Consider the following 26,044-nt stretch of genomic DNA (forward strand, 5'->3'; position numbering starts at 1 on the left):
GAAAGCAGCCAGGTTCGCCCACAGCACAGCCCCTCGGATAGGGCGGGCATGGTGGTGGCGGTCACCGGTGCCGCCTCCGGAGTGGGCCGACTCCTCGTGCAACGCCTGGCCACGCCAGAAGGTTCCATCTCCGCTCGTGAGGTCGTGGCGATCGACGACGAGTTCGCCGACCTGCGCGGCGTGACCTGGCGTATCGCCGACGTCCAGGACCCCGGGCTGGTCTCGCGCCTGCACGGGATCGACGTGCTCGTGCACACCGCGGACGACCGCTCCCTGGAGACCCGGCCGTCCTCGCGCCGGGCCCACAACATCCGGGCCGCGCAGACCGTGCTGACGGCCGCCGCCGCGTCGGGCGTCCCCCGTGTCCTCCTCATCACCAGCACCATGGTCTACGGCGCCGCCCCCGACAACCCGGTGCCGCTGCCCGAGAACGCCACCCGCGTCTCGGACAACAGCGAGGGGCTCATGGGCGACTTCGCCGAGGTCGAGGAACTGGCCGAACGCGCCCGCCGGGCCCACCCGGGCCTGAGCGTCACCGTCGTGCGACCGGCGCCGCTCGTCGGCCCCGAACTGGACACCCTCCTCAGCCGCCACTTCTCGGCGCCCCGGCTCCTCACCGTCAAGGGCCACGAACAGCACTGGCAGTTCTGCCACGAGGACGACCTCGCCTCCGCGCTCGCCTACTGCGCCCTGCACGAAGTGACCGGCACCGACGGTGTGGTCGCCGTGGGCAGCGAGGGCTCCCTCACTCAGGGGGAGGTGGAGGAGATCGCCGGGATGAAGCACTTCGAGGTCCCCGCCAACCTCGCCTTCGGGGCCGTCCGCCGCCTGCACCAGGCCCGCATCACCCCGGCCGCCGCGGGTGAGATCAAGTTCCTCGTCTACCCGTGCGTGGTGGACGGCGCGTCCCTACGTGAGGCCGGGTGGAAGCCCGCCCACGACAACGAGTCCGCGCTGGCCGTCCTGCTGGAGTCCAAGAGCGGCAAGCACGCGATCGCCGGACGCAGCCTCGGCCGCAAGGAGGTCACCATCACGGCCGCCGGTGCGGCCGGAGCGGCGGCCGCGGCCATCGGGACCGCCGCCGCCATCCGCCACCTGCGCAAGCGCGGGAAGTCCTGATCCGACCGCTTGATACGGTTTCCAGGTGGAACAGATCACTCTCGCGGCCGTACGCGACACGCCCCTGTCCGTCGACGAGGTCCTGGCGGCCGTGTCCGATCCCAGGGCGGGCGGCACCGCCGTCTTCATCGGCACCGTGCGCGACCACGACCACGGCCGCGACGTCGCGGCCCTGTCCTACTCGGCACACCCCTCCGTCGAGGCGCAGCTGCGCGTCGTCATGGAGAAGGTGCTGAACGACACCACGGCACCGGGCCGACCGGTCGTGCGGATGGCCGCCACGCACCGCGTCGGGGACCTGGAGATCGGGGACCTCGCCGTGGTCGTCGCGGCCTCCGCCGCCCACCGCGAGGAGGCCTTCGCGGCCTGTCGCAGGCTCATCGACGACCTCAAGGCCCAGGTGCCCATCTGGAAGAACCAGGCCTTCGAGGACGGCGGGACGGAGTGGGTCGGCTCGCCCTGAGTCCACCCTCCAGGTCCCGGAGGGCTCTAAGGTGTCAGCATGGTTCGTCGTGTCATGACCCTTGTAGCCGCTCTCGTCCTGCTTGCCGGGCTCGGGTACGGCAGCCTCTTCCTGCCCATGCCCTACCTCGTCGCGGCCCCGGGCGTCACCCTGGACACCCTGGGACAGCAGGAGGGCGGCGAGCCCGTCATCGGTGTCGAGGGCGCCGAGAACTACGAGCACGACGGATCGCTCTCCATGGTGACCGTCCAGTACGCGGGCGGCCCGGACCACCGGCTCAACCTCTTCACCCTCGTGACGGCCTGGCTCTCACCGAGCCAGGCGGTACTGCCCGAGGAACTCCTGTTCCCCGCGGGGCGGTCCCCCGAGGAGGTCACCGAGCGGCAGTCCCTCCAGATGAACGACTCGCAGACCGACGCCACCGCCGCGGCCCTCAACCAGCTCAACATCGACTACGAGGCGATCCCGCTGGTCGCCGACACCGTCCCGGACATGCCCGCAGACGGGGTCGTCGAGCCTGGTGACCGCATCATCGAGGTGGACGGCGAGAAGGTCCCCACGCACACCAGCGGAACCGACACCGAGGAACTCGTGGGCAGCTCCTACGTGGTGGACCGGGTGGGCGACCGCGCCCCCGGCGAACCGGTCGGGCTCGTCCTGGACCGCGACGGCGACGAGGTCGAGGTCGAGATGGAGACCGTCGAGGGTGACGAGGGCACGGCCGCGGTGGGCGTCCTCATCGCCGACGACATGGACTTCCCCGTCGACGTCTCCATCTCCGTGGGCGAGATCGGCGGCCCCAGCGCGGGCATGATGTTCGCCCTCGGGATCATCGACCGGCTCAGCGAGGAGAGCATCACCGGCGGGGCCAGCATCGCCGGTTCCGGCACCATCTCCTCCGACGGCCAGGTCGGCGGGATCAGCGGCATCCCGCAGAAGATGGTCAGCGCCAAGCGCGACGGCGCCGAGTACTTCTTCGTCGCCGCCGACAGCTGCTCCCAGGTCTTCCAGTCCGCCGCCTACGGCGACCTCGACGTCGTCCGGGTCGAGACCCTCACCGACGCCATGGACGCGCTGGACGTCATCCGAGGCGGAGAGGGCGAACTGCCCCGCTGCGAGTAGCAGTGTCTTCTTTGCATCTCCGCTTCGCTTCGATGCGTGTTCGGCGCCTTTGCAGAGGAACCTTCGGCGTCTTCGGTGTGATGGCTCGTTCCTCGCAATCCCACCTCCACCACCTCCAGAACCCTCTCCGGCACCGAACGGGCAACCCCCCGCGGCCGGGGCGTACAGAGAGGAAGCACGCCTGGGGCTGAGGCGAACATGTGGGCATGAGAGGACCCCCGGACCGTGCGGTCCGGGGGTCCTTTCGTACGGGTGGGGGTCAGCTCTCCTTCTGGGGGAGCTCCTCGTCCAGGTCGAGGGTGAGCGCCAGCGCGGAGGTCAGAGCCGGGATCAGGTCCGGGCCGTTGAGCACCTCGGACTCGGTGTCGTGGCTGCGCATCCGCATGGCGCAGTGCCGCGAACCGTCCCGCAGCACGCCCGCGACCATGCGGATCTCCTCGGTCTCCTTGCCGGAGGCGGAGGGGTCCTCACCGGCGGCCAGGGTCTCGTCCGAGCCCTTCACCACCAGGCGCTCCATGACCAGCGCGCACCCGGCCACGCCCTCGGGCCACAGGATGCGCCCCAGCGCCTCCTCCAGCGGCACGTCCGGAGACAGCGCCTCCTGCTCGACCGGGGTCAGCTCGTCGGGGTCGGCCGGGGAGCCGATCCCCAGCAGACCCGCCAGCGCGGGCTCCGCCGCCAGCAGCTCCGAGGTGGGGACCAGGGCGTACAGCCCCAACGGGCGGTCCCACCCCTGCTCGGCGGCGTGGCGTTCCAGGTCCATGACTGCTTCGCGAATGTTCGACACGTTTCCATGGTCGCCGATGTGGGAACCTCGCCGGGCCCGTTCGGCGGCAGTAGGGTCGCACCGTGCCCTCCGGATGCGACTCCGATACCCCAACGATGCAGCCTTGTCACCGGGTGGAGGGCGATTTCGGGAACCTGGCGGCCACCGATTAAGTTTTCTGTAATGAAGGCGCCACACGCGCAACCAACGCACCTACCAAGCCAGAACGAGGGGGAGGCGTGAGCTTCCGATCGCCCGGCGCACCACCTGCGCGTATGCCTCGCCGATCAAGGTTGCTCGCGCCAGTCGCGGCGACCGTGGTCGTCATCATCGCGGGACTGATGTTCGCCGCGAACTTCTGGACCGACTACAAGTGGTTCAGTTCCGTCGGTTACACCTCGGTCTTCCTGACCGAGCTGTGGACCCGAGTCCTGCTCTTCGCCGTCGCGGCGCTCGTGATGGCCGTCATCGTCGGCGCGAGCATCTTCTTCGCCTACCGGGCCCGGCCCGGTATCAGACCGATGAGCCTGGAACAGCAGGGCCTGGACCGCTACCGGCAGTCCATCGACCCGCACCGCAAGCTCTTCTTCTGGATCGCGGTCGGCGCCCTGGCGCTCCTGGCCGGCGCGGCCGCCAGCGGTGACTGGCGCTCCTACCTCCAGTTCGTCAACGGCGTGGACTTCGGGGTGAGTGACCCCGAGTTCGGCATGGACATCGCGTTCTTCGCGTTCACCTACCCGTTCCTGCGCATCCTGCTCGGCTACCTGTACGCGGCCGTCATCCTGGCGTTCATCGCCGCCGTGATCGTGCACTACCTGTACGGCGGGGTCCGCCTCCAGAACGACTCCGGGCAGCGCGCCACCCCCGCCGCCCGGGTGCACCTGTCGGTGCTGCTGGGCCTGTTCGTGCTCCTGCGCGCGGGCTCCTACTGGCTGGACCGCTACGGGCTGGTGTTCTCCGACCGGGGCTACACCTTCGGTGCCTCCTACACGGACGTGAACGCGGTCAAGACGGCCCTGACCATCCTTACGGTCATCTCGGTGATCTGCGCGGTCCTGTTCTTCGCCAACATCGTCTTCAAGAACACGATGATCCCGGTGGCCTCCCTCGGACTGCTCGTTCTGTCCGGCGTGGTCGTCGGCGTCGCCTACCCCGAGATCGTCCAGAACTTCCAGGTCAGGCCGAACGAGCAGCGCCTGGAGAGCCCGTACATCGAGCGCAACATCGAGAGCACGCGCGAGGCGTACGGGATCGCCGACGCCGAGGTGGAGACCTACGACGCCACCACGGAGCTCACGCCGCAGGAGCTGGCGGCCGAGGCCGACACCATCCCCAGCGTGCGACTGGCCGACCCGGCCGTGGTCTCGCAGACCTTCCAGCAGATGCAGCAGGTCCGAGGCTTCTACCAGTTCCCGGACGTGCTGGAGGTGGACCGCTACCCCGACGCCGACGGCAACCTGATCGACACGATCGTCGCCGTTCGTGAACTCGACGGCCCGCCCGCCGACCAGGACAACTGGCTCAACCGGCACCTGATCTACACCCACGGCTTCGGCATGGTCGCCGCCGCGGGCAACCTGATCGACAACGAGGGCCGCCCGGTCTTCACCGAGTACAACATCCCGCCGCGCGGCGAGCTGAGCGAGGTCGCGGGCGAGTACGAGCCGAGGATCTACTACGGCCGCGAAGGCGCCGACTACGTGATCGTCGAGGCCGAGGAGGAGTACGACTACCCGGTCGACCCCGCCTCGGACGAGCCCGACGTCCCCACGCTCGAGGACGCGGTCGACGCCAGCCCGAGCCCGGACGAGGCGCGCGCGCCCTCGGACGGCCAGGACGGCGGCGAGGAGGCCCCGGCCGAGGACGCCGAGGCCACCGAGGAGAACGCCGAGGGGGACCCGGCGGGTGGTTCGCAGGCCTACAACCGCTACGACGGTGACGGCGGCGTGCCGCTGAACAACTTCTTCGACCGCATCCTGTACGCGATCAAGTACCAGGAAACGAGCATCCTGCTCAACAGCGCGATCACGAGCGACTCGCGGATCATCTACGAGCGCGACCCGCTGGACCGCGTCGAGAAGGTCGCCCCGTTCCTCACCGTCGACAGCCGCCCCTACCCGGCGGTCGTGGACGGCAAGGTCGTGTGGATCGTCGACGGCTACACCACCTCGGACGGCTACCCGTACGCCAACCGGGTCGACTTCACCCAGGCGGTGACCGACACCTTCACCGACGGTTCCGCGCAGCAGGTCGGCGCGCTGCCCGGCAACGAGGTCAACTACATCCGCAACTCGGTGAAGGCCACCGTCGACGCCTACGACGGCACCGTCACCCTGTACGGCTGGGACGACGAGGACCCGGTCCTCAAGACCTGGGAGGGCGCCTTCCCGGGCACGGTGGTCGACAAGGACGAGATGAGCGAGGAGCTCATCCAGCACCTGCGCTACCCGGACGACCTGTTCAAGGTGCAGCGCGAGATCATGCGCGAGTACCACGTGACGGACGCCGCGTCCTACTACGGTGGTCAGGACTTCTGGTCGGTTCCCAACGACCCGACCCGGGAGGGCGAGGTCTCCGAGCCGCCCTACCGCCAGACCATCAACTTCCCCGGTTCGGACGAGCCCAGCTTCTCGCTGACCACCACGTTCGTGCCGAACAACCGTGAGAACCTGGCCGCGTTCATGGCGGTGGACAGCAACCCCGAGTCCGAGGAGTACGGGAAGCTGAAGCTGCTGGAGCTGCCCCGGAGCACGGTGATCTTCGGTCCCGGGCAGGTGCAGAACGCGTTCGACTCGGACGCCGACGTGCGTGAGGTCCTGCTCCCGCTGGAGCAGTCCAACGCCGAAGTGACCCGGGGCAACCTGCTGACCCTGCCGTTCGCCGGCGGTCTGCTCTACGTGGAGCCCCTCTACGTGCAGGCCGGTGGCGGCGGAGCGGCGTCCTTCCCGCTGCTCCAGCAGGTCATGGTCGGATTCGGTGAGGAGGTCGCCATCGGCAGCAACCTCCAGGACGCCCTGAACAACCTGTTCGAGGGCGGCGAGGGTCCGCTGCCGGACCCGGACGCCGAGCAGGGCACCGAGGAGGAGGAGACCTCCGAGGCCGGTTCGGGCGACAGCGAGCCCAGCGACCTCACCGAGGCCCTCAACGAGGCCGTGGAGGCCTGGGAGGAGGCCCAGGAGTCCAACGACGAGGCCAACGAGCGCCTGCGTGAGGCTCTTGAGGCCCTTGAGGAGGCCGCGGGCAACTAGTCCGTAGCCGTACCGACCGCCCCTGGGGCGCCGAGTACGACGGGGCGGGACCTTTCGGGTCCCGCCCCGTTCCCGTGTCCGAAGCCCCTGCGGGCCCCGCCGGGCCGCACCGGAACGGGGCACGGGCGGGGCCGCAGGGCGCCCGCGCAGGTCGATTTGGCTTTCCCGCCGGGGCGCGCTAATCTGAAGACACAACGACGCGGGGTGGAGCAGTTCGGTAGCTCGCTGGGCTCATAACCCAGAGGTCGCAGGTTCAAATCCTGTCCCCGCTACCAAGATCGGACCCGGGAGAAATCCCGGGTCCGGTGCTTTTCCCGGCCCATCCGTTCCGGCGGGTGTTTCGGGAAGCGCATATCGGTGGCTTCTTTGGTCGCCAATGTGTGTGCGCGGCGAAAATGCCGGTGCGGACCGCGAGGAAAGCCTGGTAGAGTAGCCACTAGGCCCGGTCGGGAAGCTGACCAGGACTAACGGGTGGATCTCCGATCGGTTTAGCTCCAAAAAACCGATTTGCCACCTGGGGCGAAAAGCCCTAAAGTAGAGATCACAACGACGCGGGGTGGAGCAGTTCGGTAGCTCGCTGGGCTCATAACCCAGAGGTCGCAGGTTCAAATCCTGTCCCCGCTACCAAGATAAAGAAGCGCCGGGTGGAGAAATCCACCCGGCGCTTCTTCGTGTGTCCGCCGCACGGAATCCGAAACGAATGTTCCCCGGTGCCGCCTGGGGAAGGGGCGGCACCGGGGAACGGTTCAGTGGGTGCGGCCCTCCACGAGCACCACCACGCGGTCGGCCCGCTCGGCGACCTTGGCGTCGTGGGTGACCACGACCACCGCGGCGTCGCGCACCCGCGACTGGTCGATCAGCTGGTCCATGATCATGGTGCTGCTGGCGGCGTCCAGAGCGCCCGTGGGTTCGTCGGCGAGGATCAGTGAGGGTTCACGGCTCAGCGCGCGCGCCAGGGCCACACGCTGCTGCTCACCGCCGGACAGCTGGTGCGGCTGGGAGTGGAGGCGGTGCCCCAGCCCCACCGACTCCAGTAGTTCCCTGGAGCGGCTGCGGCGGCGCAGCGCGGGCACTCCGCCGAGCACCATGGGCACGCTCACGTTGGCCAGGGCCGAGCGTCGCTCCAACAGGTGGAACTGCTGGAACACGAACCCGATCCCGTCCCCTCGCAGCCGCGACATGCGGCCCTCGCGCAGCGGGGCGGTCTCCATGCCGTCGAACACGTAGGAGCCGCTGCTGGGCCTGTCCAGCAGCCCCAGGACGTTCAGCAGGGTCGACTTGCCGGAACCGGACTGGCCCATGATGGCCACGACCTCGCCCCGGGAGACATCGAAGGTGCAGTCGTGCAGCACGTCGATCCGGGTGCCCGACACCATGAAGTGCCTGGTGAGGTTCTTCACCTGGAGGAGCGGGGTGGCGGGCGGGCGTGTGTCCACGACCACGGGAGAGGGAGCGTCGGTGGTCATCTAGCCACCGATCCCGTAGAGCTCTTCGTCGAGATCCTCCTCGGACTCGGCTCCGGGGACGTCGAAGCGCGGGTCCAGCGGCACCGGGTCCATGATGGTGTCGCCCACCTCCAGACCCTCGGTGACCTCGACGAGCTGGCCGTCGGACAGGCCCAGGGTGACCTCACGGGGCTCCTCGGTACCGTCCTCGGCCACCACGATCACCTCGCCCTCCTCGGAGGTGCCGCGCACGGCGGTCACCGGGACGACCACGACGTCCTCGGCCTCCCCGGTGCTCACTGACATCTGGCCCCGCACCCCGTCGAACACCTGGAGGTCGGAGGGGACCCGGCAGGACAACTCGGCGCCGCCACCGCCGCCCTCGGTCTCACCCGAGAACTCGTCCTCCGAGCCCTGCTCGGCGGGAGCGCCGCCCTCGGCCGAACCCAGCGAGAGGAACGCGCACTCGGCGGCGGGCGGGCCCTTGTCGATCTTCAGCATGATGTCGTCGGGGTCGTCGTAGAGCCGGTACAGGTCGTTCGCGGGGACCGTGGCCACCGCGCGGAACCGGTCCGGGGCGACGGTCGCCACGGCCGCGCCGGGCTCCAGGACGTCGCCGACCTGCACCTCGCCCATGCCCTTGATCGTCCCGCCGGCGGGCGCGTACAGGGAGACCTCGGTGAAGGCGGGGGCGGCGTCCCCGCCCTCGTCGTCCGAGACCGCGGCGGTCTCGGACGGCACCCTCACGTTGAGGATCGGGGCGCCCTGTTCCACCTCGTCCCCGTCGTTCAGCCACAGGTGGGTGACGGTGCCGCCCCTGGGGGCCTTGAGCGCCTTGCCCGGCTCCGGCCGCACCGTGGCGTCGAGCACCAGCAGGGAGCTGACCGTGCCCAGCTCCACGTCGATCGGCGCGCCGCCGACGTCCACCGCGGCCTCCCCGAGGAACTCCTCGTCCCCGCCGGAACCGCCGAAGCTGGACAACAGGAAATAGCCGGAACCGACCAGGCCGAGTACCAGGGTGACGGCCGCGCCGATGATGATCCACTTCTTCACTTGTGTCTCCTATTCCCGCAGCCCTGCGACGACGGACGCGCGCAGCGCCCGGATCGCGGGGATGATCCCGGCCAAGAGCCCGACGACGGCCGCACTGCCCAGTCCGACCAGGGCGGCGGAGGGCGGAACGGTCATGTTGATGTCGGGTGGCAGCCACATGAGGTTGCCGATGACGACCGCGGCCACGGCGACCAGCAACCAGGACAGGGCCAGGGCGATCAGGCCCGCCACGACCGCGACCACCACAGCTTCCATCACCACGGCCACGAACAGCGTGAACCGGCTCGCCCCGAGTGCCCGGTAGGTGGCCAGCTCCCGGCGCCGCTCCCGGACGGTGACCAGCCCGACGTTGAGGACGCCGAGCAGTCCGGTGGTGAGGGTGATCACCGCGACACCGATCAGCCCGATGGAGAGGTAACCGATCAGTTCGTCGGTCATCTCCGAGTTGTCGGTGCGGTACGCCATCAGGCTGTCCCGGCTGTCGATCCCCCAACGCCAGCTGGCGGAGGCGAGGCGGTCGGTGAACTCCTCTCCGAAGTCCATCTCCTCGGCGGCGGAGTCAGTGGGGTCGATCCGCGCGACGTAGGTGATCTGCGAGGCGGTCGGCTTCTCGGGGGACCAGGAAGGGCCGAAGAGGATCTCCCCGGTGGCGGGCGCGTTCAGGAGGTAGGCGCTGTGCCAGCCCTGCTGGTACACGGAGCTCTGCGTGACGCCGACGATCCGAACGTCCGACCAGCGGCCGTTGCCGAGTTGGACGCCGGCGAAGTCACCCAACTCCTCGGCCAGGGCCTCGTTGACCACCAGCACCGGGGCGCGCGAGTCCAGGTCGGCCTCGGTGAACCACCGGCCCTGGGTCAGGTTGATCCGGCGGATGTCGCCGAGCGCGACGTCCACTCCGATGATGTCGACGTCCCGGAAGACCTGGTCTCCCTGGCGGAGGGGTGGCGGGGACTCGGTCCTGTTGTGGAGCGAGACCTCCAGCCCGCCCGCCCGGCCCAGGTCCTCCTCGAACGCGCGGAGGTCCGTGACCTTGTCGAAGACGGTGACCTCCATGGTCGCCGCGCGTCCGGCGTTGGCCTCTCCGAAGGCGGTGGCGTAGCGCTGGCCGAGTTCGCCCGCGGTGACCACCATGATCAGGGCGCCGACACCGACGACGATGCCCGCGCAGGACAGGATGGTCCGGGCCACGTTGGCTCGGGAACCGGCGAAGGCCAGCACGATCCCAGCAGTGAGGGAACGCAGCATGGAGCCCCTTCCCGTATGTGTCTGTAGGGCCCGGCGCGGCATCGGGCGGCGCCGGGTCGCCCCGCGATTCGCGGGGGTTTCAACAGACCCATCGCCAGTGCCGGGGTTTTCGGTTCATGCCTGAACGAATATTCCCTTGGCCGCTCCCGGCCACGCGGGGTCACCACAGTGACCGCGCTATCCGACCTCGAAACCGTCGCAGGTGATGGGCGCCCCGGTCCCCGCGTCGGACCACACCACCGTGTGGACGCCCGTGGCGAGTTCCTCGGCGCCGTCGAAGGCGTTCGGATAGACCAGGCGCGCCCAGCCGGCGTCGTCCGGCTCGGCCTCGGCGGTCGCGGTCTCCCCGGCCGGGTCGGTGACGGTGGCCGCGACCGGTCCGGAGTGGTCGCCCTCGGAGTCGGACAGGCCGAGTTCCACGGCCTTCTCGTCCTCCACGGTCTCGCGCGGCGCCTCGCTGCGCCAGCCGCCGGGGAGCGCGGGGTCCACGGCGGGGGAGCACGAGTAGCGGGCGGGGTCGAACAGGGTGTCGGGCACGCCGAGCCCCAGCGGGCCCGACGCGGCGGAGTCACGCACGGTGTCGGCGATCATCTCGCTGAGCTGTTGCGGGCTGTGGCCGTGGCTCTGGGCGCACCCCGTGGCCAGGATGAGGACCGCGCCGCACAGCGCGGCAGCGCGGCGCCGGTGGGTTGTCTTGGTCAGCACACAGCGCACGTTACTACTGAAAGTAATCGCGCAGGTGCTTTTCGTGGCCGCTCGGCGGCTATTCCGGACGGCGCAACGGGGTGGGACCCCCGTTGAGCCAGGTGAGCGCCTGGTCGTGGACGGCTCCGTTGGAGCACACCAGGGGGCCGCCGTCCTCGAAGCCGTCGCCGCGCAGGTTGGTGGCGCGGCCACCCGCCTCCTCCAGAATGATCGGCAGCGGGGCCGCGTCCCACAGCGAGAGCTCGGGCTCGGCGGCGATGTCCACGGTGCCCTCGGCGACCATCACGTGGGACCAGAAGTCACCATAGGCACGGGTCCGCCACACGGACCGCGTCAGCCCCAGGAAGGACTCCAGCCGCCCCTGCTCCTCCCACCCGGTCAGCGAGGAGAAACTCAGCGAGGCGTCCGCGAGGTCCTGCACCTTGGAGACCTGGCAGCGGGAGGCCTTGGAGAGGCTGCGCCCGGTCCAGGCGCCGCTGCCCTTGGAGGCCCACCAGCGGCGGTGCAGCGCCGGGGCCGAGACCACGCCCACCACGGGGCGGTCGCCCTCCAGCAGGGCGATGAGAGTGGCCCACACCGGGACGCCGCGCACGTAGTTCTTGGTGCCGTCGATGGGGTCGATGACCCACACGCGGTTGCTGTTGCCGCTCCGGCCGTACTCCTCTCCCACCACCGCGTCGCGCGGGCGGGCGCGGGAGAGCACGCCCCGCAGGGTCTCCTCGACCATGCGGTCGGCCTCGGTCACCGGGGTCAGATCCGGCTTGGTGTCGACAACCAGGTCGAGGGCGCGGAATCGCTTCATCGCGATGTCGTCGGCAGCGTCGGCGAGCACGTGGGCCAGCCGCAGATCATCGTCATAGGACACCATGGCCGGTAACGCTACCCTCCCGGGCACGAACATGCCCAAAGCGGCGCCCCCGGCGTGACCAGAGTGTTAGGGGGAGGGATATCCGGGGGCGCGAATGCGAGGATGGGGGCGTGAGCACAGACATACGGCCCCGGGAGGGCACCGGGGTTCGCGAACGGCTGATGGACGCCGCCCGCGCCGAGGTGCTGGCGGGGCGGTGGGGTGAGCGGCGGATGATCGACGTCGCCGCCACCGCGGGGGTGTCCAGGCAGACCCTCTACAACGTCTTCGGCAGCAAGGAGGGCCTCCTCCAGGCCGTGGTGGTGCGGGAGGTCACCACGCTCCTGGACACCGCCGAGGCGATGCTGGAGGCGGACGGCCACAACCCCGCGCACGCGGTGAGCCGCACCACCCGGATGGTTCTGCTCGCCGCGAGGGACAACCCGCTGCTGCTCGCCTTGGTCACCGGCGACGAACAGCTCCTCCCTGTGCTCACCACGCGGTCGGCGCCGCTCCTGGACGCCCTGCGGGAACGCATCGCCCGGACCCTGGCGGTGCACTGCCCGCAGGTGCTCCCCGACACCGCCGACGCGGTGGCGGACGTCTCCCTGAGACTCACCGTTTCGTACGCGCTCCAGCCCGTTGACCCCGACCAGGCGGCGCGCCGGGTGGAGATGGTCGTGCACGGCATGCTGCCGGTGGACTGCCAGGAGGCGAGGGTGTCGGAACGGCGTGGACGCACCGAACGTGCCGAGGTGCTGCGCGCGTACATGCCCGGGGGAAGGATCACGTCCGTCCCCGTCCGCCGCCCCGACCGGCTCGTCCTCCTCGACCACATCGCTCGGGCCTTCGAACCCGGGGTCCGCTACACCGAGGAGCAGCTCAACGCGGTCCTGCGCGGGTACAGCGCGGACCACGTGGTGTTGCGTCGCAGCCTCGTGGACGAGGGGTTCATGGAGAGCGACAGGACCCACTACTGGCGCTGCGGCGGCACCGTCGACCTCTAAGCTGGACCGCTGCACCAGCCCGACAACCGTCGGTCAGGAGTGGGGGCCGGGCGGGGGAGCGGTGGTGTCGGTGTCCTCGTCGCCCTCGCGGCTGCTGAGCAGCCTGCGCAGCGAGGCCACCCGCTCGGCGTCCACCTCGCCCCGTTCCAGAGCCGCGCCGATGGCGCACTCCGGTGAGTCGGGCTGGTGGGAGCAGGCGGGCGGGCAGTCGGCGGCGATCTCGGCGAGGTCCTGGAACCCGGACACGATCTCCTCGGGGGAGACGTGCGCCAAGCCGAAGCTCCGCACGCCCGGGGTGTCGATGAGCCAGCCGCCCTCGAACCGCAGCGCGAGCGCCGAGGTCGACGTGTGGCGGCCGCGCCCGGTGACGGCGTTCACGTGACCCACGGCGCGGTCCGTGCCCGGGACCAGCCGGTTCACCAGGGTGGACTTGCCCACGCCGGAGGAGCCCACGAACACCGTGGTCCGGTCCGCCAGGCGGGAGCGCAGCTCGTCGAGGTCACCCTCCGGGCTCAGTACCTCGTAGGGAAGCCCGAGCGGCTTGTAGGTGCCCAGCATCTCGTCGGGCGAGGCGAGGTCGGCCTTGGTCAGGCAGAGCAGCGGCTCCAGCCCGGCGTCGTAGGCGGCCACCAGGCAACGGTCAACAAAGCGCGGCTGCGGAGCCGGGTCCGCGAGGGCGCAGACGATGGCGAGCTGGTCGGCGTTGGCCACGATCACGCGCTCGACCGGGTCGGTGTCGTCGGCGGTACGTCTGAGCACGGAGGCGCGCTCGCGCACCCGGACCACGCGGGCCAGGGTGTCGGGTCTGCCGGTCAGGTCCCCGACCACGTCCACGCGGTCGCCGACCACGATCGACCCCCGGCCGAGCTCGCGGGCCTTCATCGCCACCACGGGGACACCGTTCACCAGGCAGCGGTACCGGCCCCGGTCCACCGCTGTGACGAGGCCCTCCACGGCATCCTCGTGCTTGGGGCGCTTACGGGTGCGGGGCTTGGAACCGCCCCGGGCACGCACGCGGATGTCGTCCTCGTCCAGGTGGCGTCCCCCGCCCCGCGTGCGGCTCATGCCAGGACCTCCGACCACAGGCCGGGGAAGTCGGGCAGGGTCTTGCGTGTGGTGGCGATGTTCTCCACCTCCACCCCGGGCACCGCGAGCCCGATCACCGCGCCGGACGTGGCCATCCGGTGGTCGTCGTAGGAGTGGAACACCCCGCCGTGCAGGGGCCGGGGCCGGATGACCAGCCCGTCGGGCAGCTCCTCCACGTCCCCGCCCAGGCGGTTGATCTCGGCGGCCAGCGCGGCGATGCGGTCGGTCTCGTGGCGGCGCAGGTGGGCGATCCCGGTGAGCCGCGAGGGGGAGTCGGCCAGGGCCGCGACGGCGGCGATGGTGGGGGTGAGTTCGCCCACGTCGCGCAGGTCGGCGGTGATCCCGTGGATCTCCCCGGTTCCGCGCAACGTCAGGTCCTCGCCCGAACGGGAGACCTCCCCGCCCATCCGGGTGAACAGGTCGCGCAGGGCGTCGCCGGGCTGGGTCGTGCTCTCCGGCCACCCCTGCACGGTCACCTCACCCTTGCTGACCAGCGCGGCGGCCAGGAAGGGCGCGGCGTTGGAGAGGTCGGGCTCGACGGTGATCTCCGAGGCGCGGATCGGACCGGGCTCCACGAGCCACGAGTTCTCGCCGGTGGTGACCCGCACACCCACGGCGCGCAGCATCTCGACGGTCATGTCCAGGTGCGGCTGGGAGGGGACGGGCGGGCCCTCGTGCCGCACGTGCACGCCCTCGGTGAATCGGGCGCCGCTGAGCAGGAGCGCCGACACGAACTGCGAGGAGCCCGAGGCGTCCAGGGTGACCTCGCCGCCGCGTACGGCACCGGTCCCGTGGATGGTCAGCGGCAGCGCGCCGCGCCCCTGGTCGTCGATGTCGGCGCCGAGGTCGCGCAGCGCCGCGAGCAGCTCGTCCACCGGCCGCTCACGGGCGCGCGGGTCGCCGTCGAAGTGCACGTCGCCGGTGGCCAGCGCGGCCAGCGGCGGCACGAAACGCATGACGGTGCCCGCGTTGCCGACGTCCACGCTGGCCGGACCGTGCGGGGCCACCGGGGTGACGGACAGGTCAGGGACCTCCGGGTCGTCCGAGGTCAGCTCGCTCACCTGGATGCCCAGGGCGCGCAGGGCCCCCACCATGAGCTCGCTGTCCCGGCTCACCAGGGGACGGCGCACGACGCACGGGGTCTCGGAGAGCGCCGCCAGGATCAGCGCCCGGTTGGTGACGGACTTGGAACCGGGCAGGCTGACACGGGCACGCACCGGCTGCCGCGCGACGGGCGCGGGCCAGTGCTCCCCGGCGGGAGTGGCGGGCGAGGTGGACGGCGTGGGCGCGGAGTCAGGCATGGTCCAAGGTTATCGGTCCGGACCCGGGTCCGGAGGAACGAGTGGTCGGCCTGTGGACGGCGCTGAAGGAGGGGCAGGGGGGTAGGTGCGGATGTGGTCGGACGTATCCTGGAATGCGCCATGGTGTATCTGGATCACGCAGCCACGACCGAGGTCCGCCCCGAGGTGATCGCCGATGTGGCGGCGGAACTCGGCTCCCTCGGTAACCCATCGTCCCTGCACGGCCACGGACGGGCCGCTCGGCGTACCGTCGAGGAGTCCCGAGAACGCGTCGCCGAGGCGGTGGGCTCCACCCCGCACGAGGTGGTGTTCACCGCGGGCGGGACCGAGTCGAACAACATCGCGATCAAGGGCCTGTACTGGTCCCGCAACGCCGAGGATCCCGCGCGCAGACGCATCCTCGTCAGCGCCGTCGAACACCACGCCGCGCTCGACCCCGCGCGCTGGATGGCCGACCACCAGGGCGCGGTCCACGAGGAACTGCCCGTGGACGCCCTGGGCCGGGTGGACCCGGAGACCCTGCGCGCGGCGATCGAGCGAGACCCCGCGTCCGTGGCCGTGGTCTCGGTGATGTGGGCCAACAACGAGATCGGCACCGTGCAGCCGGTGCGTGAGCTGGCCGCGGTCGCCGCCGAGTACGGCGTCCCCTTCCACACGGACGCGGTGCAGGCCGTGGGCGCGGTCGAGGTGGACTTCGCGGCCAGCGGCGTGAGCGCGCTGACGCTGAGCGGCCACAAACTGGGCGGACCGGTGGGCAGCGGGGCCCTGGTGGTCGCCCGAGGCCTCGCCCCGACCCCGGTCCTGCACGGCGGCGGTCAGGAGCGCGACATCCGCTCCGGCACGCTGTCGGCCCCGTTCGCGCGCGGCCTCGCGACCGCGGTGCACGCCGCCGTCCAGGGGCGCGAGGAACACGTCAAACACCTCACGGCGCTCCGCGACGAGCTGGAGTCCCGGGTCCGGGACGTCGTGCCCGACGTGGTGGTGAACGGCGACCCGCGGCTGCGGCTTCCGGGGATCGCCCACCTGTCGTTCCCCGGCTGTGAGGGCGACGCCCTGCTCATGTTGCTGGACGCCAGGGGCATCTCCTGCTCCACCGGCTCGGCGTGCTCGGCGGGCGTGGCCCAGCCCAGCCACGTGCTCCTGGCTACCGGGGCCGACCCCGACAGGGCCCTGAGCAGCCTGCGCCTGTCCCTGGGGCGGACCTCCACCGAAGAGGACGTTGACTGTCTGGCCGAGGCGATCGGCCCGGCCGTCGAACGCGCCCGTGCGGCCATGGCCAAGCGGCGGCGCTGAACCCGCCCCCGCAGGACGACGGCGGGGGTGCCACGGGCACCGCCGCCGTCGTCGTCGTGATTGTCCCCGTGACCGGGGGTGTGGGGGTCAGTCCCCGGAACGCTTGATGGTGACGGACTCCAGCACGATGTCACTGGTGGGGCGGTCGCCGCTGTCCGTCTCGACCGTCGAGATCGCCTCCACGACCGCCATCGAGTCCTCGTCGGCGACCTTGCCGAAGATGGTGTGCATGCCGGTCAGATGCGGAGTGGGGGCCACGGTGACGAAGAACTGGGAGCCGTTGGTGTTGGGGCCGGAGTTGGCCATGGCCAGCAGCCCGGGCTCGTCGAAGCCGTGGTCGGACTCGAACTCGTCCTCGAACTGGTAGCCGGGGCCGCCGCGACCGGTTCCGGTCGGGTCGCCGCCCTGGATCATGAAACCGTCGATCACGCGGTGGAACACCGTACCGTCGTAGAACTCGGCCGCCCCCGTCTCCTCGTTCACCGGGCCGTCGCCCTCGGCGAGCTCGACGAAGTTGGTGACGGTCAACGGGGCGTCCGAGGCGAAGAGCTCCACCTCGATGTCGCCCTCACTGGTGTGCAGCGTGGCCCCGTCGACATCGGGGACCTCCACCTCGGCCTTCTGCTCCGTGTCCGGCGCCTCCGGGTCCGGTGACTCCGGCTCGTCGTTCTGGCACGCGGCCGTGGCGAGGAGGGCGGTGGAGGCGAGGATCGCTACCGGCAGGGTCAAGCGGTTCATCGGTTCACTTCCGGGGTCAGGTTCGCGGCGGGGCGGCACACAGGTTACTGCGGACGATCGGAAACCGGTCGCTTGGGCTGGCCCGATCGCCCCGTCCGGGGCACACCAGGGCCTTCGGGGCCGTGGTCAGGACGACGGGCCGATCGGGTCCTCGTCCCCGTCGCGGTCGCGGCTCGCGTCGCCGGAGCCGGACTCCTCCCCGGGGCCGCCGCGCCCGTGCTCGCGCTCCTGACGCTCCCGGGACTCCCGCTCCTGGATCTCCCTCGCGCGGCGGCGCTGCTCCTCAGCGCGCTCACGACAGCGCCGCAAAAACGCCTCGTCCTCCTCCGGGGAGACCGCGCGGGCGCGCCCGGGGTGCTCGTACTCGGGGAAGGGCGGCGGGGGACCCGCCGGGCCCTGGGCAAGCGCGGGGTCCCGGGGCGGGCGGCCCAGCAGGAACCACAGCGCGGCGCCCACCTTGGGCAGGAGCAGGACGATCACCGCCCACACCGGTTTGGGCAGCAGACGGATCCTCGCGGAGTCGGATCCGATGACGTCGAAGAGCACGTACACCCAGAAGACGAGCGACAAGAGGGCGAGGAAGAGGGCGAAGTAGACCAACGGACCTTCCAATCGGGGGAAACACTCGACAGCGCTGGGGCGACATCATCGACTTTGTACTGACTTATCACGGATGGCCGCACCCGCCCGGTCGCTTGACCAGCCGCCCCGAGCCGGGAGAAGGTCGAACCACAGGGGCTGGGGCGTCGCACAGAGGGTACGTCACCACATGTCCCCACAGGTGTCTGCTGACCGGCCGAGAACGGGAGAGGTTATGGACGTGAACACCGCGTTGCCGTCGGCGATGTGGCTCCCCTTCGGGGCGCGGGTGCTGCGGGCCCGCTCCGACCTGGGACTTTCACGCGCCGAACTCGCCAGGAACGTCGGGGTCACCGACGACAAACTCCGCGAGGTCGAGGACGCGCACTGCCGCCCGGCCAGGTCACTGGTCGAACGGGTCGACACGGCGCTGGGCACCGATCACCAGTTGGTCGACGCCTGGGCGATCACCCTCCAGGCCGAGGCCTTCCCGAGCGAGTTCGGCGACATGAGCGAGCTCGGCACGCACGCCGCGCAGCTGTGGGAGCACCAGCCGATGGCGGTCCCCGTCTTCCTGCGCACCCGCGAGTACTCGCGGGCCATCCTCGAACCCCGCCACCCCAACCTCGACCACGAGGAGATCGAGGCGATGGTGGACGACGAGATGGCCGAACGCGCCGCCACCACGGGCCCCGACGGCCCCGCCCTGCGCGTGGTCCTCAACGAGTCCGTGCTCCAGCGGCCCCAGGGAGGCGCCGAGGTCCTCAACGGCCAGCGCGACTTCCTCGCCGACCTCGTCAAGGCGGGCATCGTCAGCCTCGCGGTGATCCCCGAGGAGACCCCGCACCACCCGGGACTGGGCGGCGCGTTCCGGATCATGGAGTTCGCCGACCGCCCCAGCATGGTCTACGCCTTCGCCGCCCAGGGCGGCGAACTCACCGGGGACACCGAGGACGTCGGCCACTGCCGCATGGTGCGCGACTCCATCGAGGAGTCCAGCGTGGACCTCAGCCCCGAGTCCGAACTCCTCACCGCGCGCTGGCCCCAGGAATGACCATTCGTTGGGTGATCGGTCACGGAACGCCCTTGGGAACGTGACCGTGCATGGGCTAGGTTGCCCGCCATGGATATCGCAATCACTTCCGGATACGTGGTTCCCGTCGACGGCGACCCCATCGACGGGGGCACGGTCCTCATCTCCGACGGGAAGATCGCCGCGGTCGGGCCGGCCGCGGACGTCACGGTCCCCGAGGGCGCGGAGATCGTCGACGCGGCGGGCCAGTGGGTCCTGCCCGGCTTCGTCGAGGCCCACGGCCACGTCGGCATCCACGAGGAGACCATCGGCTGGGCCGGCGACGACACCAACGAGATGACCGACCCCAACGGCGCCCGCATGCGTGCGATCGACGCCATCAACCCCGCTGACCAGGGGTTCGCCGACGCCCTGTCCGGGGGTGTCACCAGCTCGGTGATCAAGCCCGGTTCCGGCAACCCCATCGGCGGTCGCACCGTCGCCCTGAAGATGTGGGGCCGCAGCGTCGAGGACCGGCTGCTCAAGGAGCCCGCCAGCGTCAAGAGCGCTCTCGGTGAGAACCCCAAGCGGGTCTACGGCAAGAAGGACACCCTCCCCTCGACCCGGCAGGGCGTGGCCGCGGTCATCCGCGACGCCTTCACCAAGGCCGAGGACTACAGGACCAAGCGGGACCACGCCGCACAGGAGGGCACGCCCTTCGACCGCGACAACACCCTGGAGACCCTCGTCCAGGTGCTCGACGGCGAGGTGCCCTGGTGCCAGCACGTGCACCGCGCCGACGACATGCACACCGCGATGCGCCTTGCCGACGAGTTCGGCTACCGGCTCATCATCAACCACTGCACCGAGGGCCACCTGCTGGCCGACGAGATCGCCGCGCGCGGCATCCCCGTCATCACCGGTCCGCTGATGACCAGCCGCTCCAAGGTGGAGGTGGGCAACCGCACCCTGGCCAACCCGGGCATCCTGGACCGCGCGGGCGTGAAGGTGGCCCTCACCACCGACGCCCCGGTCATCCCGATCGAGTTCCTCGTCTACCAGGCGATCCTGTGCGTCAAGGAGGGCATGGACCGCGACTCCGCGATCCGCGCGCTCACGGTGAACCCCGCCGAGATCATGGGCCTGGACGACCGGGTCGGTTCCCTGCGCCCCGGGCTGGACGCCGACGTCGTGGTGTGGTCCGGCGACCCGCTCGACATCATGAGCCGCGCCCAGCGCGTGTTCGTGGACGGTCGCGAGGTGTACACCTACGACGAGTCGAAGCGCGCCGGGATCGTCGCCGACGCCTACTACCGGGAGTCCTGAGCCGGTCCGGGAAGCGGGACCCACCACCCCGCGCCGGTCCCTCTGAGGTACCTCAGACGTCCCCGCGCCGTGCCCCGCCTCGCCTGAGGCGGGGCACGGCGCCGCTGTCTGGTGAAGTCTCCCGATGTGCCGCCGGGGGCCTTAGCCGGAGTCTGTAACCAGCCGGGAGCAGCAGCCCCGGCGGACACGGACCACCCAGGGGGACACCATGCACCCGGACTTCGCCGCACAGGCCGCCGACCTCTACCGGGCCGAGACCGAACGGGCCGCCCACGAGGAGCGTGCCGCACGCAGGGCGCAGAAGGAGGCGCGCGAGGCCGCGCGGGTGAGCGCCCGCGCCGAACGGGAGAGGGAGCGTGCCGAGCGCGCCCGGGGCTCGGCGACGGACGAACCGTCCCGCGCGGAGTCGCGCCGGAGCGCGGGACGGTGGACCCCCGCCCACGCGACGTAGGCGGGAATCCTCGCGTTGCCAGGTCCCTCGCCGCGGCGGTGAGGCTGGACGGCCCGACCCGTGCGGGCTCCGCTGTCGCGCGGCTCCACGGAGCCTGCCCCGCGGGGCATCATCTGGGGAGGCGGTAGCTCGCACCGGTGACGGCTCCGCCACCGGCCGAGCATCCAGAAACCACTCCCTAGAGCGCGACCCGGCGGAAGGGCAGGTCGCCGACGGGCTCGGTTCCGTACAGCACGGTGACGCCCTCCGCTCCCATCCGGTCCAGGAACCGCTGGAGGTCGCTCTCCGCGGGCGGCGGGGTCAGCACCAGGGGAACCCCGGAGGCGATCGCGGCGGTGAGCACGGACAGGTCCCCGCTGAACGCGTCCAGCGGGGCGTCGGGCGCCACGACCACCGCGAGCCGGTCCCGTTCGCCCAGGTCCCAGGTCTTGGCCAGCTCCTGTCCGGCCGCCACCACCTCGGCGCCGGTGAGGGTGCGTCCGGCGGATTCCAGGGCGGGTTCGGCGGCGTCCACCGGGTAGGCGGGGAAGTGGTCGCCGTGCCCGCGCACCTCCACGGTGTAGTCGGTCACCATCGGCGGGACCTCGCGCAGCGGCAGGCCCAGCGGGTCCAGGGAGGTGCCCACGACCTCCTCTGCGCCGCTGTCCTGCGCGGCCTCCAGACGGTCCGGACCGGCCACCATGACCTCGGGCGCCGCGCCGTTTTCGGAGAGCACCGCGGTGGCCCCCACCGACCAGCAGGACAGCACCCACGCCACTGACTGCCAGTGCGGCGGCAGGGCGAGCGCGATCCGGTCACCCGGTTGCGTACCGAAACCGTCCACGAGCATGTTCGAGGTCTTGGACACCCAGTTGTCGAGGGTGGCCCGGGACAGTTCGATCCGGTCGCCGAGGTCGTCGTGGGAGGTCACGAACGGGCGTGAGGGATCGGAGGAGACGAGGGCGCGCCAGAGTCGCGCGGGAGAGTCGGACATGGCGCCCATGCTAGGCGCTCCCACCGGCCGCTCCAGTGGGCCCGAACCCTCTTTGTCACGGTCCCGCCATGGTTGGGGACGGAGTGTGCGTAGCGCGGGACGAAGTGCCAGAGTTGCTTCATGCGCCCGCTTCCCGGACGGCTCCTCGCCCGTGTGACCGCGCTCCCCGCGATCGCCCTCTCGGCCTGGCTCCTCGTCGCCTTCCCCCTGCTGGTCCTCGGCCAGTTCACCCCGCTGACCGGACTCGTCCTGGGGCTTCCCGCCGTGGTCGCGGCGTGCGCCCTGGTGCCGCGCCTGCTTCCGGACCCACCGGACGAGGAGGAGGTGCCCTGGTGGCCGGTGGTCGCGGTCCTGCTCATCACCGTGGCCTTCGCCGCTGTGCAGATCGCCTACCACGCCGAGGCCCTGGTGATCCGGCGCGATCCGGCCTCGTACGCCATGTACACGGCCTGGATCGCGGAGAACGGCTTCCTGCCCATCCCGACGCAGGCCGAGCTCATCGCGGGGGACGACCCCGCGCTCAGCTACCAGAGCCTCGCCCACTACCAGCGTGACGACGTCATCTGGCCGCAGTTCATGGCCGGGGCGCCGCTGGTGCTGTCGGTCGGGTACTGGCTCGGCGGGCTGGACGGCATGCTCGTGGCCACCCCGGTGCTGGGCGCACTGGGAGTGCTCACCTTCGCCGGGCTCACCGCCCGCCTGGTCGGCGCGCGCTGGGCTCCCCTGGCCGCCCTGATCCTGGCGGTGTGCCTGCCGCAGCAGTGGGTCAGCCGGTTCACCTACAGCGAGCCCCTCGCCCAGATCCTGCTCCTGGGCGGCATGGTGATCGCCTACGACGCCCTGGCCAGCCGCCGCGCCCTCACCGACCGGTGGCGCGCACCGCAGGCACTGGCGCTGGTGGCCGGGCTGGTGTTCGGTCTCGGCGTGCTGGTGCGCATCGACGCCATCCGCGACCTCCTGCCCGTGGTGGGTTTCGTCGGCCTGCTGCTGGTGGCCCGGCGCGGGCAGGCGCTGCCCCTGCTCGCCGGGCTCTGCGTGGGCGTGGCCTACGGGCTGATCGCCGGATACGGCTACTCGCTGCCGTACCTGGAGTACCTGTCCGACTCCCTGAACCCCCTCCTGCTCATCAGCGCCGCCGTCATCGGCGCCACCGTCGCGCTCACCGCCGCCCTGTGGCGTTTCGGGCTGCCGCACACCGAACGGGTGCGCTGGCTGCCCAACGCGATGGCGCTGGCCGCGCTGCTGGTCATGGTGGGCTTCGCCGTGCGCCCGCTGCTCTGGCCGGACTACGGGCACGGCAGCGACTTCACCGACCAGTGGGTGGCCTCGGTCCAGGAGATCGAGGGGCTGCCGATCGAGGGCAGCCGCACCTACTACGACATGAGCCTGTACTGGGTGGGCTGGTACGTGGGCCTCGGCGCCGTCCTGTTCGCCTCCCTGGGTGTGGCCCTGGTCCTGCGGCGCCTCACCCAGCGGCGCGACCTCCAGTGGCTCTTGCCCGCCATGCTGCTCGTGTGGACGGTCACCACCACGCTGCTGCGACCGGCCATCACCCCGGACCACCCCTGGGCCAGCAGGCGCCTGATCGTGCTGGTGATCCCGGCGTTCGTACTGTTCGCGGTGTGGTTCCTGGCCTGGTTGACCCGCTACTGCGAGAACTCCGTGCGCCACTCCCGGACCACCTCGATGGTCCGGTCGCTCCCCGCCGTGGTGGCCGCCGGGGCTGCGGTCGCCCTCCTCGGGCCCGGTGTGGTCACCTCCGCGTGGGGGATCATGGGGTACCGGCAGGACGTGGGCACGGTGGCGGCCACAGAGGAACTCTGCGCGTCACTGCCACCCGACGCCTCGGTCGTCGTGGTTGACTCCGGGATGGCGGGCAACTACATGCCGCTGCTGCGCAACGTCTGCGGTGTGCCCACCGCCGCCCTGGACGAGGCCTCTCCAGAGGCCGTCGACAGGGTCGTGCACGCCGTGCACCAGCGGGGCCGCGACGCCGTTCTGGCCGCCTCGCACTGGGAGCAGCTCGACGAGCTCACCGACTCCGAGGTGGAACCCGAACGGCACTTCCACGTCGTCGCCCAGATGGACCCGAGTACCCTCATGGAGCCCCCGACCGGACACTGGACCTTCAACGGCAGCGTGTGGACAGCCGTCCTGCCCGCCACGAACGATCCGGCGTGAGACCGCCCCCCTCCCGACCACCCCGCTGAGAAGGACCATGAGCCACCCAGACGCCCAGGACCGAGCCCCGGAGCACGACGCCCCGCCGGTTCGGGTCACGATCGTCCTCCCCTGCTACAACGAGGAGGAGCACGTCGTCGACGAGATCAAACGGATCTGCTCGTCGATGGACGCCTCCGGGTACGGGTACGAGCTGCTCGCCGTGGACGACGCCTCCACCGACGACACCCTGAACAGGCTGCGCGAGGTGGAGGGACTCTTCCCCCACATGAGGGTCGTCCCCTTCGGGCACAACGGCGGCGCGGGCACCGTGCGGCGGATCGGCAGCCAGCGGGCGCGCGGCGAGTTCGTGGCGTGGACCGACGCCGACATGAGCTACCCCAACGAGCGCATCCCCGAGCTCGTCGCCATGCTGGACAACGACCCCGAGATCGACCAGGTCGTGGGGGCGCGCACCCAGGAGATGGGATCGCACAAGGCGCTGCGCGTCCCCGCCAAGTGGATGATCCGCAAGGTCGCCGAACGCCTGACCAACACCCGCATCCCCGACCTCAACTCCGGTCTCCGGGTGTTCCGCAGGGACGTCGCCCGTCCCTACCTCAGGCTGCTGCCGCCGGGGTTCTCCTGCGTCACCACCATCACGCTGGCGTTCCTGTCCAACCAGCACCCCCTCAGGTACGTGCCCATCGAGTACGCCAAGCGGGCGGGCACGTCCAAGTTCCACTTCGTGCGTGACGCCTACCGGTACATCCTCCAGGTGCTGCGCATGGTCATGTACTTCAACCCGCTCAAGGTCCTGATGCCACCCGCCCTGTGGCTGCTGGGGATCGGCACGGCCAAGTTCGTCTACGACCAGGTCCGCAATCCGCTCTACATGCCCAACAACACCGTCATGATCCTCATGACCGGGCTGATCATCGCGGCGATCGCGCTCCTGGCCGACCTCATCGTCCGTTCGAGGGAGCACCCGTGACCGGACGCATCACCCTCGTGGGCCCCGCGCACCCCTACAAGGGCGGCGGGGCCCGGCACACCACCGAGCTCGCGCACCGGCTGAGCGCCCTCGGCCACGAAACGGGCATCGAGTCGTGGCGGGCGCAGTACCCGGCGGCGCTCTACCCGGGCACGCAGACCATCACGGACCCCGAGGGGAAGCCCTACCCGGACACCCGCCACGATCTGGCCTGGTACCGGCCGGACGGCTGGTGGCGCACCGGGAGGCGACTCGCGGACGAGAACGACCTGGTGGTACTCACCCTCTTCTCGCCGGTGCAGGTACCCGCCTACCTCGGCGTCCTCGCCGGGATCCGGTCCCGGCGCGGTTCGGGGACCCGTGTGGTGGCGCTGTGCCACAACGTCCTGCCGCACGAGCGCCGAGCGGTGGACGTGTCCCTGGTCCGGGCGCTGCTGCGCCGCGTGGACGGGGTCCTCACCCACTCGGCCGAACAGGGCCGTCTCGCCGAGGGACTGCTCGGCCCGGCCCGACCTCGGCCCGTCGTCGCGGAGATGCCGCCGCACCTTCCGGAGACCGGGGGAGCACCCGCCGATGGTGCCTCCGAGGAGAGACGCCACCTGCTGTTCTTCGGGATCGTGCGCCCGTACAAGGGCGTGGACGTGCTGCTGCGCGCGCTGGCCGAGGGGGCACCCGACGACGTCACCCTGACCGTGGCCGGTGAGTTCTGGGGAGGCTCCAGTGAACTGGCCGACCTGACCGAGGAGTTGGGGCTGACCGGCCGGGTCCGGTTCCGTGAGGGATACGTGCCCGCTGACGAACTGCCCGAGCTGCTCGCCGGGGCCGACGCCCTGGTGCTGCCCTACCGATCCGCGACCGCCACCCAGAACGTGTGGCTGGCGCACGAGCACGGGCTGCCCGTGATCGCCACCCGGGCGGGCACCCTGGCCGACCACGTGCGCGACGGCGTGGACGGCCTGCTCTGCGAACCGGGGGACACGGCCGACCTCGCCCGCGCGCTGACCGCCTTCTACGAGCCCGGCGTGCCCGCGCGGCTCAGAGCGGGGGTCCGGCCGGTGGAGGCCGAACCGTACTGGAGGGCCTACACCGACCGGCTGCTGTCGGCCTGACC

The 26,044-nt window shown here is 71.0% G+C and carries 22 protein-coding genes, 2 tRNA genes and 2 pseudogenes; 15 read left to right on the plus strand and 11 right to left on the minus strand.

Features of this window, described 5'->3' with window-relative positions; translation table 11 throughout:
- Nucleotides 1-51 precede the first annotated feature (51 nt).
- Genes BDW27_RS15425 through BDW27_RS15435 form a run of 3 tightly spaced genes read left to right on the plus strand, consistent with a single transcriptional unit; the run spans nucleotide 52 to nucleotide 2,704 of the window.
- On the plus strand, nucleotides 52-1,119 hold the full coding sequence (locus tag BDW27_RS15425) for an NAD-dependent epimerase/dehydratase family protein (protein ID WP_110050156.1): 1,068 nt from the start codon (nucleotides 52-54) through the stop codon (nucleotides 1,117-1,119).
- Nucleotides 1,120-1,144: 25 nt separating this feature from the next.
- Nucleotides 1,145-1,582, plus strand: a complete 438-nt coding sequence (locus BDW27_RS15430; protein WP_049572243.1) for a molybdenum cofactor biosynthesis protein MoaE — start codon at nucleotides 1,145-1,147, stop codon at nucleotides 1,580-1,582.
- Nucleotides 1,583-1,636: 54 nt separating this feature from the next.
- A complete protein-coding gene (locus BDW27_RS15435; RefSeq protein WP_110049848.1) occupies nucleotides 1,637-2,704 on the plus strand; it encodes a PDZ domain-containing protein in 1,068 nt (355 codons plus the stop codon).
- A 259-nt stretch (nucleotides 2,705-2,963) separates the two neighbouring features.
- On the opposite strand, the gene BDW27_RS15440 is transcribed toward BDW27_RS15435, so the two are convergent.
- A complete protein-coding gene (locus tag BDW27_RS15440) occupies nucleotides 2,964-3,491 on the minus strand; it encodes a PPA1309 family protein (RefSeq protein ID WP_233515773.1) in 528 nt (175 codons plus the stop codon).
- 254 nt (nucleotides 3,492-3,745) lie between these two features.
- On the opposite strand from BDW27_RS15440, the gene BDW27_RS15445 reads away from it, so the two are divergent.
- From BDW27_RS15445 to BDW27_RS15455, 3 genes are all read left to right on the plus strand, one after another.
- Nucleotides 3,746-6,718 (plus strand): UPF0182 family protein, encoded by a 2,973-nt coding sequence (locus tag BDW27_RS15445; protein WP_255421492.1) that lies wholly within the window; start codon nucleotides 3,746-3,748, stop codon nucleotides 6,716-6,718.
- Between the two features lie 198 nt (nucleotides 6,719-6,916).
- Nucleotides 6,917-6,993, plus strand: a tRNA-Met gene (locus tag BDW27_RS15450).
- Between the two features lie 275 nt (nucleotides 6,994-7,268).
- Nucleotides 7,269-7,345, plus strand: a tRNA-Met gene (locus BDW27_RS15455).
- Between the two features lie 119 nt (nucleotides 7,346-7,464).
- Here the strand turns inward: BDW27_RS15455 and BDW27_RS15460 are convergent.
- The 5 genes from BDW27_RS15460 to hisN form a co-directional block, all read right to left on the minus strand.
- A complete protein-coding gene (locus tag BDW27_RS15460) occupies nucleotides 7,465-8,184 on the minus strand; it encodes an ABC transporter ATP-binding protein (protein ID WP_110049852.1) in 720 nt (239 codons plus the stop codon).
- Complete coding sequence (locus tag BDW27_RS15465) at nucleotides 8,185-9,216, minus strand: efflux RND transporter periplasmic adaptor subunit (protein ID WP_110049854.1); 1,032 nt, start codon at nucleotides 9,214-9,216, stop codon at nucleotides 8,185-8,187.
- A gap of 9 nt (nucleotides 9,217-9,225) precedes the next feature.
- On the minus strand, nucleotides 9,226-10,461 hold the full coding sequence (locus tag BDW27_RS15470; RefSeq protein WP_110049855.1) for an ABC transporter permease: 1,236 nt from the start codon (nucleotides 10,459-10,461) through the stop codon (nucleotides 9,226-9,228).
- Between the two features lie 177 nt (nucleotides 10,462-10,638).
- The gene (locus BDW27_RS15475) at nucleotides 10,639-11,166 is read right to left on the minus strand and encodes a hypothetical protein (protein WP_110050158.1); all 528 of its coding nucleotides are present in this window, start codon (nucleotides 11,164-11,166) and stop codon (nucleotides 10,639-10,641) included.
- Between the two features lie 58 nt (nucleotides 11,167-11,224).
- Complete coding sequence (gene hisN / locus BDW27_RS15480) at nucleotides 11,225-12,034, minus strand: histidinol-phosphatase (protein WP_017542414.1); 810 nt, start codon at nucleotides 12,032-12,034, stop codon at nucleotides 11,225-11,227.
- Between the two features lie 161 nt (nucleotides 12,035-12,195).
- On the opposite strand from hisN, the pseudogene BDW27_RS15485 reads away from it, so the two are divergent.
- Together BDW27_RS15485 and BDW27_RS27510 are read left to right on the plus strand one after the other, a co-directional pair.
- A pseudogene (locus BDW27_RS15485) lies at nucleotides 12,196-12,714 on the plus strand (TetR family transcriptional regulator); the annotation flags it as partial.
- 93 nt (nucleotides 12,715-12,807) lie between these two features.
- Nucleotides 12,808-13,020 (plus strand): annotated as a pseudogene (locus BDW27_RS27510) (DUF2087 domain-containing protein); the annotation flags it as partial.
- A 33-nt stretch (nucleotides 13,021-13,053) separates the two neighbouring features.
- Here the strand turns inward: BDW27_RS27510 and rsgA are convergent.
- Nucleotides 13,054-14,085 carry a ribosome small subunit-dependent GTPase A gene (rsgA, locus tag BDW27_RS15490; RefSeq protein ID WP_017542416.1) on the minus strand — a complete coding sequence of 344 codons (1,032 nt, stop codon included), beginning with the start codon at nucleotides 14,083-14,085 and terminating at the stop codon, nucleotides 13,054-13,056.
- Nucleotides 14,082-15,407 (minus strand): 3-phosphoshikimate 1-carboxyvinyltransferase, encoded by a 1,326-nt coding sequence (gene aroA / locus BDW27_RS15495; protein ID WP_026128881.1) that lies wholly within the window; start codon nucleotides 15,405-15,407, stop codon nucleotides 14,082-14,084. The genes rsgA and aroA overlap by 4 nt, the downstream gene beginning before the upstream one ends.
- Nucleotides 15,408-15,527: 120 nt before the next feature.
- Between aroA and BDW27_RS15500 the strand changes: the two genes are divergently transcribed.
- Entirely contained in the window at nucleotides 15,528-16,700 is a 1,173-nt protein-coding gene (locus tag BDW27_RS15500; RefSeq protein WP_110049857.1) for a cysteine desulfurase family protein, read from the plus strand.
- Nucleotides 16,701-16,787: 87 nt separating this feature from the next.
- On the opposite strand, the gene BDW27_RS15505 is transcribed toward BDW27_RS15500, so the two are convergent.
- Nucleotides 16,788-17,438 carry a peptidylprolyl isomerase gene (locus BDW27_RS15505; protein ID WP_017542419.1) on the minus strand — a complete coding sequence of 217 codons (651 nt, stop codon included), beginning with the start codon at nucleotides 17,436-17,438 and terminating at the stop codon, nucleotides 16,788-16,790.
- Between the two features lie 126 nt (nucleotides 17,439-17,564).
- Entirely contained in the window at nucleotides 17,565-18,038 is a 474-nt protein-coding gene (locus BDW27_RS15510) for a PLD nuclease N-terminal domain-containing protein (RefSeq protein ID WP_017542420.1), read from the minus strand.
- A 214-nt stretch (nucleotides 18,039-18,252) separates the two neighbouring features.
- Here BDW27_RS15510 and BDW27_RS15515 point away from each other — a divergent pair, with 214 nt between their 5' ends.
- The 3 genes from BDW27_RS15515 (at nucleotide 18,253) to BDW27_RS15525 (ending at nucleotide 20,806) form a co-directional block, all read left to right on the plus strand.
- Nucleotides 18,253-19,071: a helix-turn-helix transcriptional regulator gene (locus BDW27_RS15515; RefSeq protein ID WP_110049859.1), complete on the plus strand. Its 819-nt coding sequence runs from the start codon at nucleotides 18,253-18,255 to the stop codon at nucleotides 19,069-19,071.
- Nucleotides 19,072-19,140: 69 nt separating this feature from the next.
- On the plus strand, nucleotides 19,141-20,355 hold the full coding sequence (locus BDW27_RS15520) for an amidohydrolase (protein ID WP_110049860.1): 1,215 nt from the start codon (nucleotides 19,141-19,143) through the stop codon (nucleotides 20,353-20,355).
- Nucleotides 20,356-20,563: 208 nt separating this feature from the next.
- Nucleotides 20,564-20,806, plus strand: coding sequence for a hypothetical protein (locus BDW27_RS15525; RefSeq protein ID WP_017542423.1), 243 nt, complete (start codon nucleotides 20,564-20,566; stop codon nucleotides 20,804-20,806).
- A 178-nt stretch (nucleotides 20,807-20,984) separates the two neighbouring features.
- On the opposite strand, the gene BDW27_RS15530 is transcribed toward BDW27_RS15525, so the two are convergent.
- On the minus strand, nucleotides 20,985-21,788 hold the full coding sequence (locus BDW27_RS15530; protein WP_199560667.1) for a TIGR03089 family protein: 804 nt from the start codon (nucleotides 21,786-21,788) through the stop codon (nucleotides 20,985-20,987).
- Between the two features lie 111 nt (nucleotides 21,789-21,899).
- Between BDW27_RS15530 and BDW27_RS15535 the strand changes: the two genes are divergently transcribed.
- Genes BDW27_RS15535 through BDW27_RS15545 form a run of 3 tightly spaced genes read left to right on the plus strand, consistent with a single transcriptional unit; the run spans nucleotide 21,900 to nucleotide 26,042 of the window.
- The gene (locus tag BDW27_RS15535) at nucleotides 21,900-23,960 is read left to right on the plus strand and encodes a hypothetical protein (RefSeq protein ID WP_110049862.1); all 2,061 of its coding nucleotides are present in this window, start codon (nucleotides 21,900-21,902) and stop codon (nucleotides 23,958-23,960) included.
- 37 nt (nucleotides 23,961-23,997) lie between these two features.
- Nucleotides 23,998-24,933, plus strand: coding sequence for a glycosyltransferase family 2 protein (locus BDW27_RS15540; protein ID WP_110049864.1), 936 nt, complete (start codon nucleotides 23,998-24,000; stop codon nucleotides 24,931-24,933).
- Nucleotides 24,930-26,042, plus strand: coding sequence for a glycosyltransferase family 4 protein (locus BDW27_RS15545; protein WP_110049865.1), 1,113 nt, complete (start codon nucleotides 24,930-24,932; stop codon nucleotides 26,040-26,042). Before BDW27_RS15540 ends, BDW27_RS15545 begins: the two co-directional genes overlap by 4 nt.
- Nucleotides 26,043-26,044 lie beyond the last annotated feature (2 nt).

Source organism: Nocardiopsis sp. L17-MgMaSL7, from assembly GCF_003182025.1.
GTDB classification, from domain to species: Bacteria; Actinomycetota; Actinomycetes; order Streptosporangiales; family Streptosporangiaceae; genus Nocardiopsis; species Nocardiopsis prasina.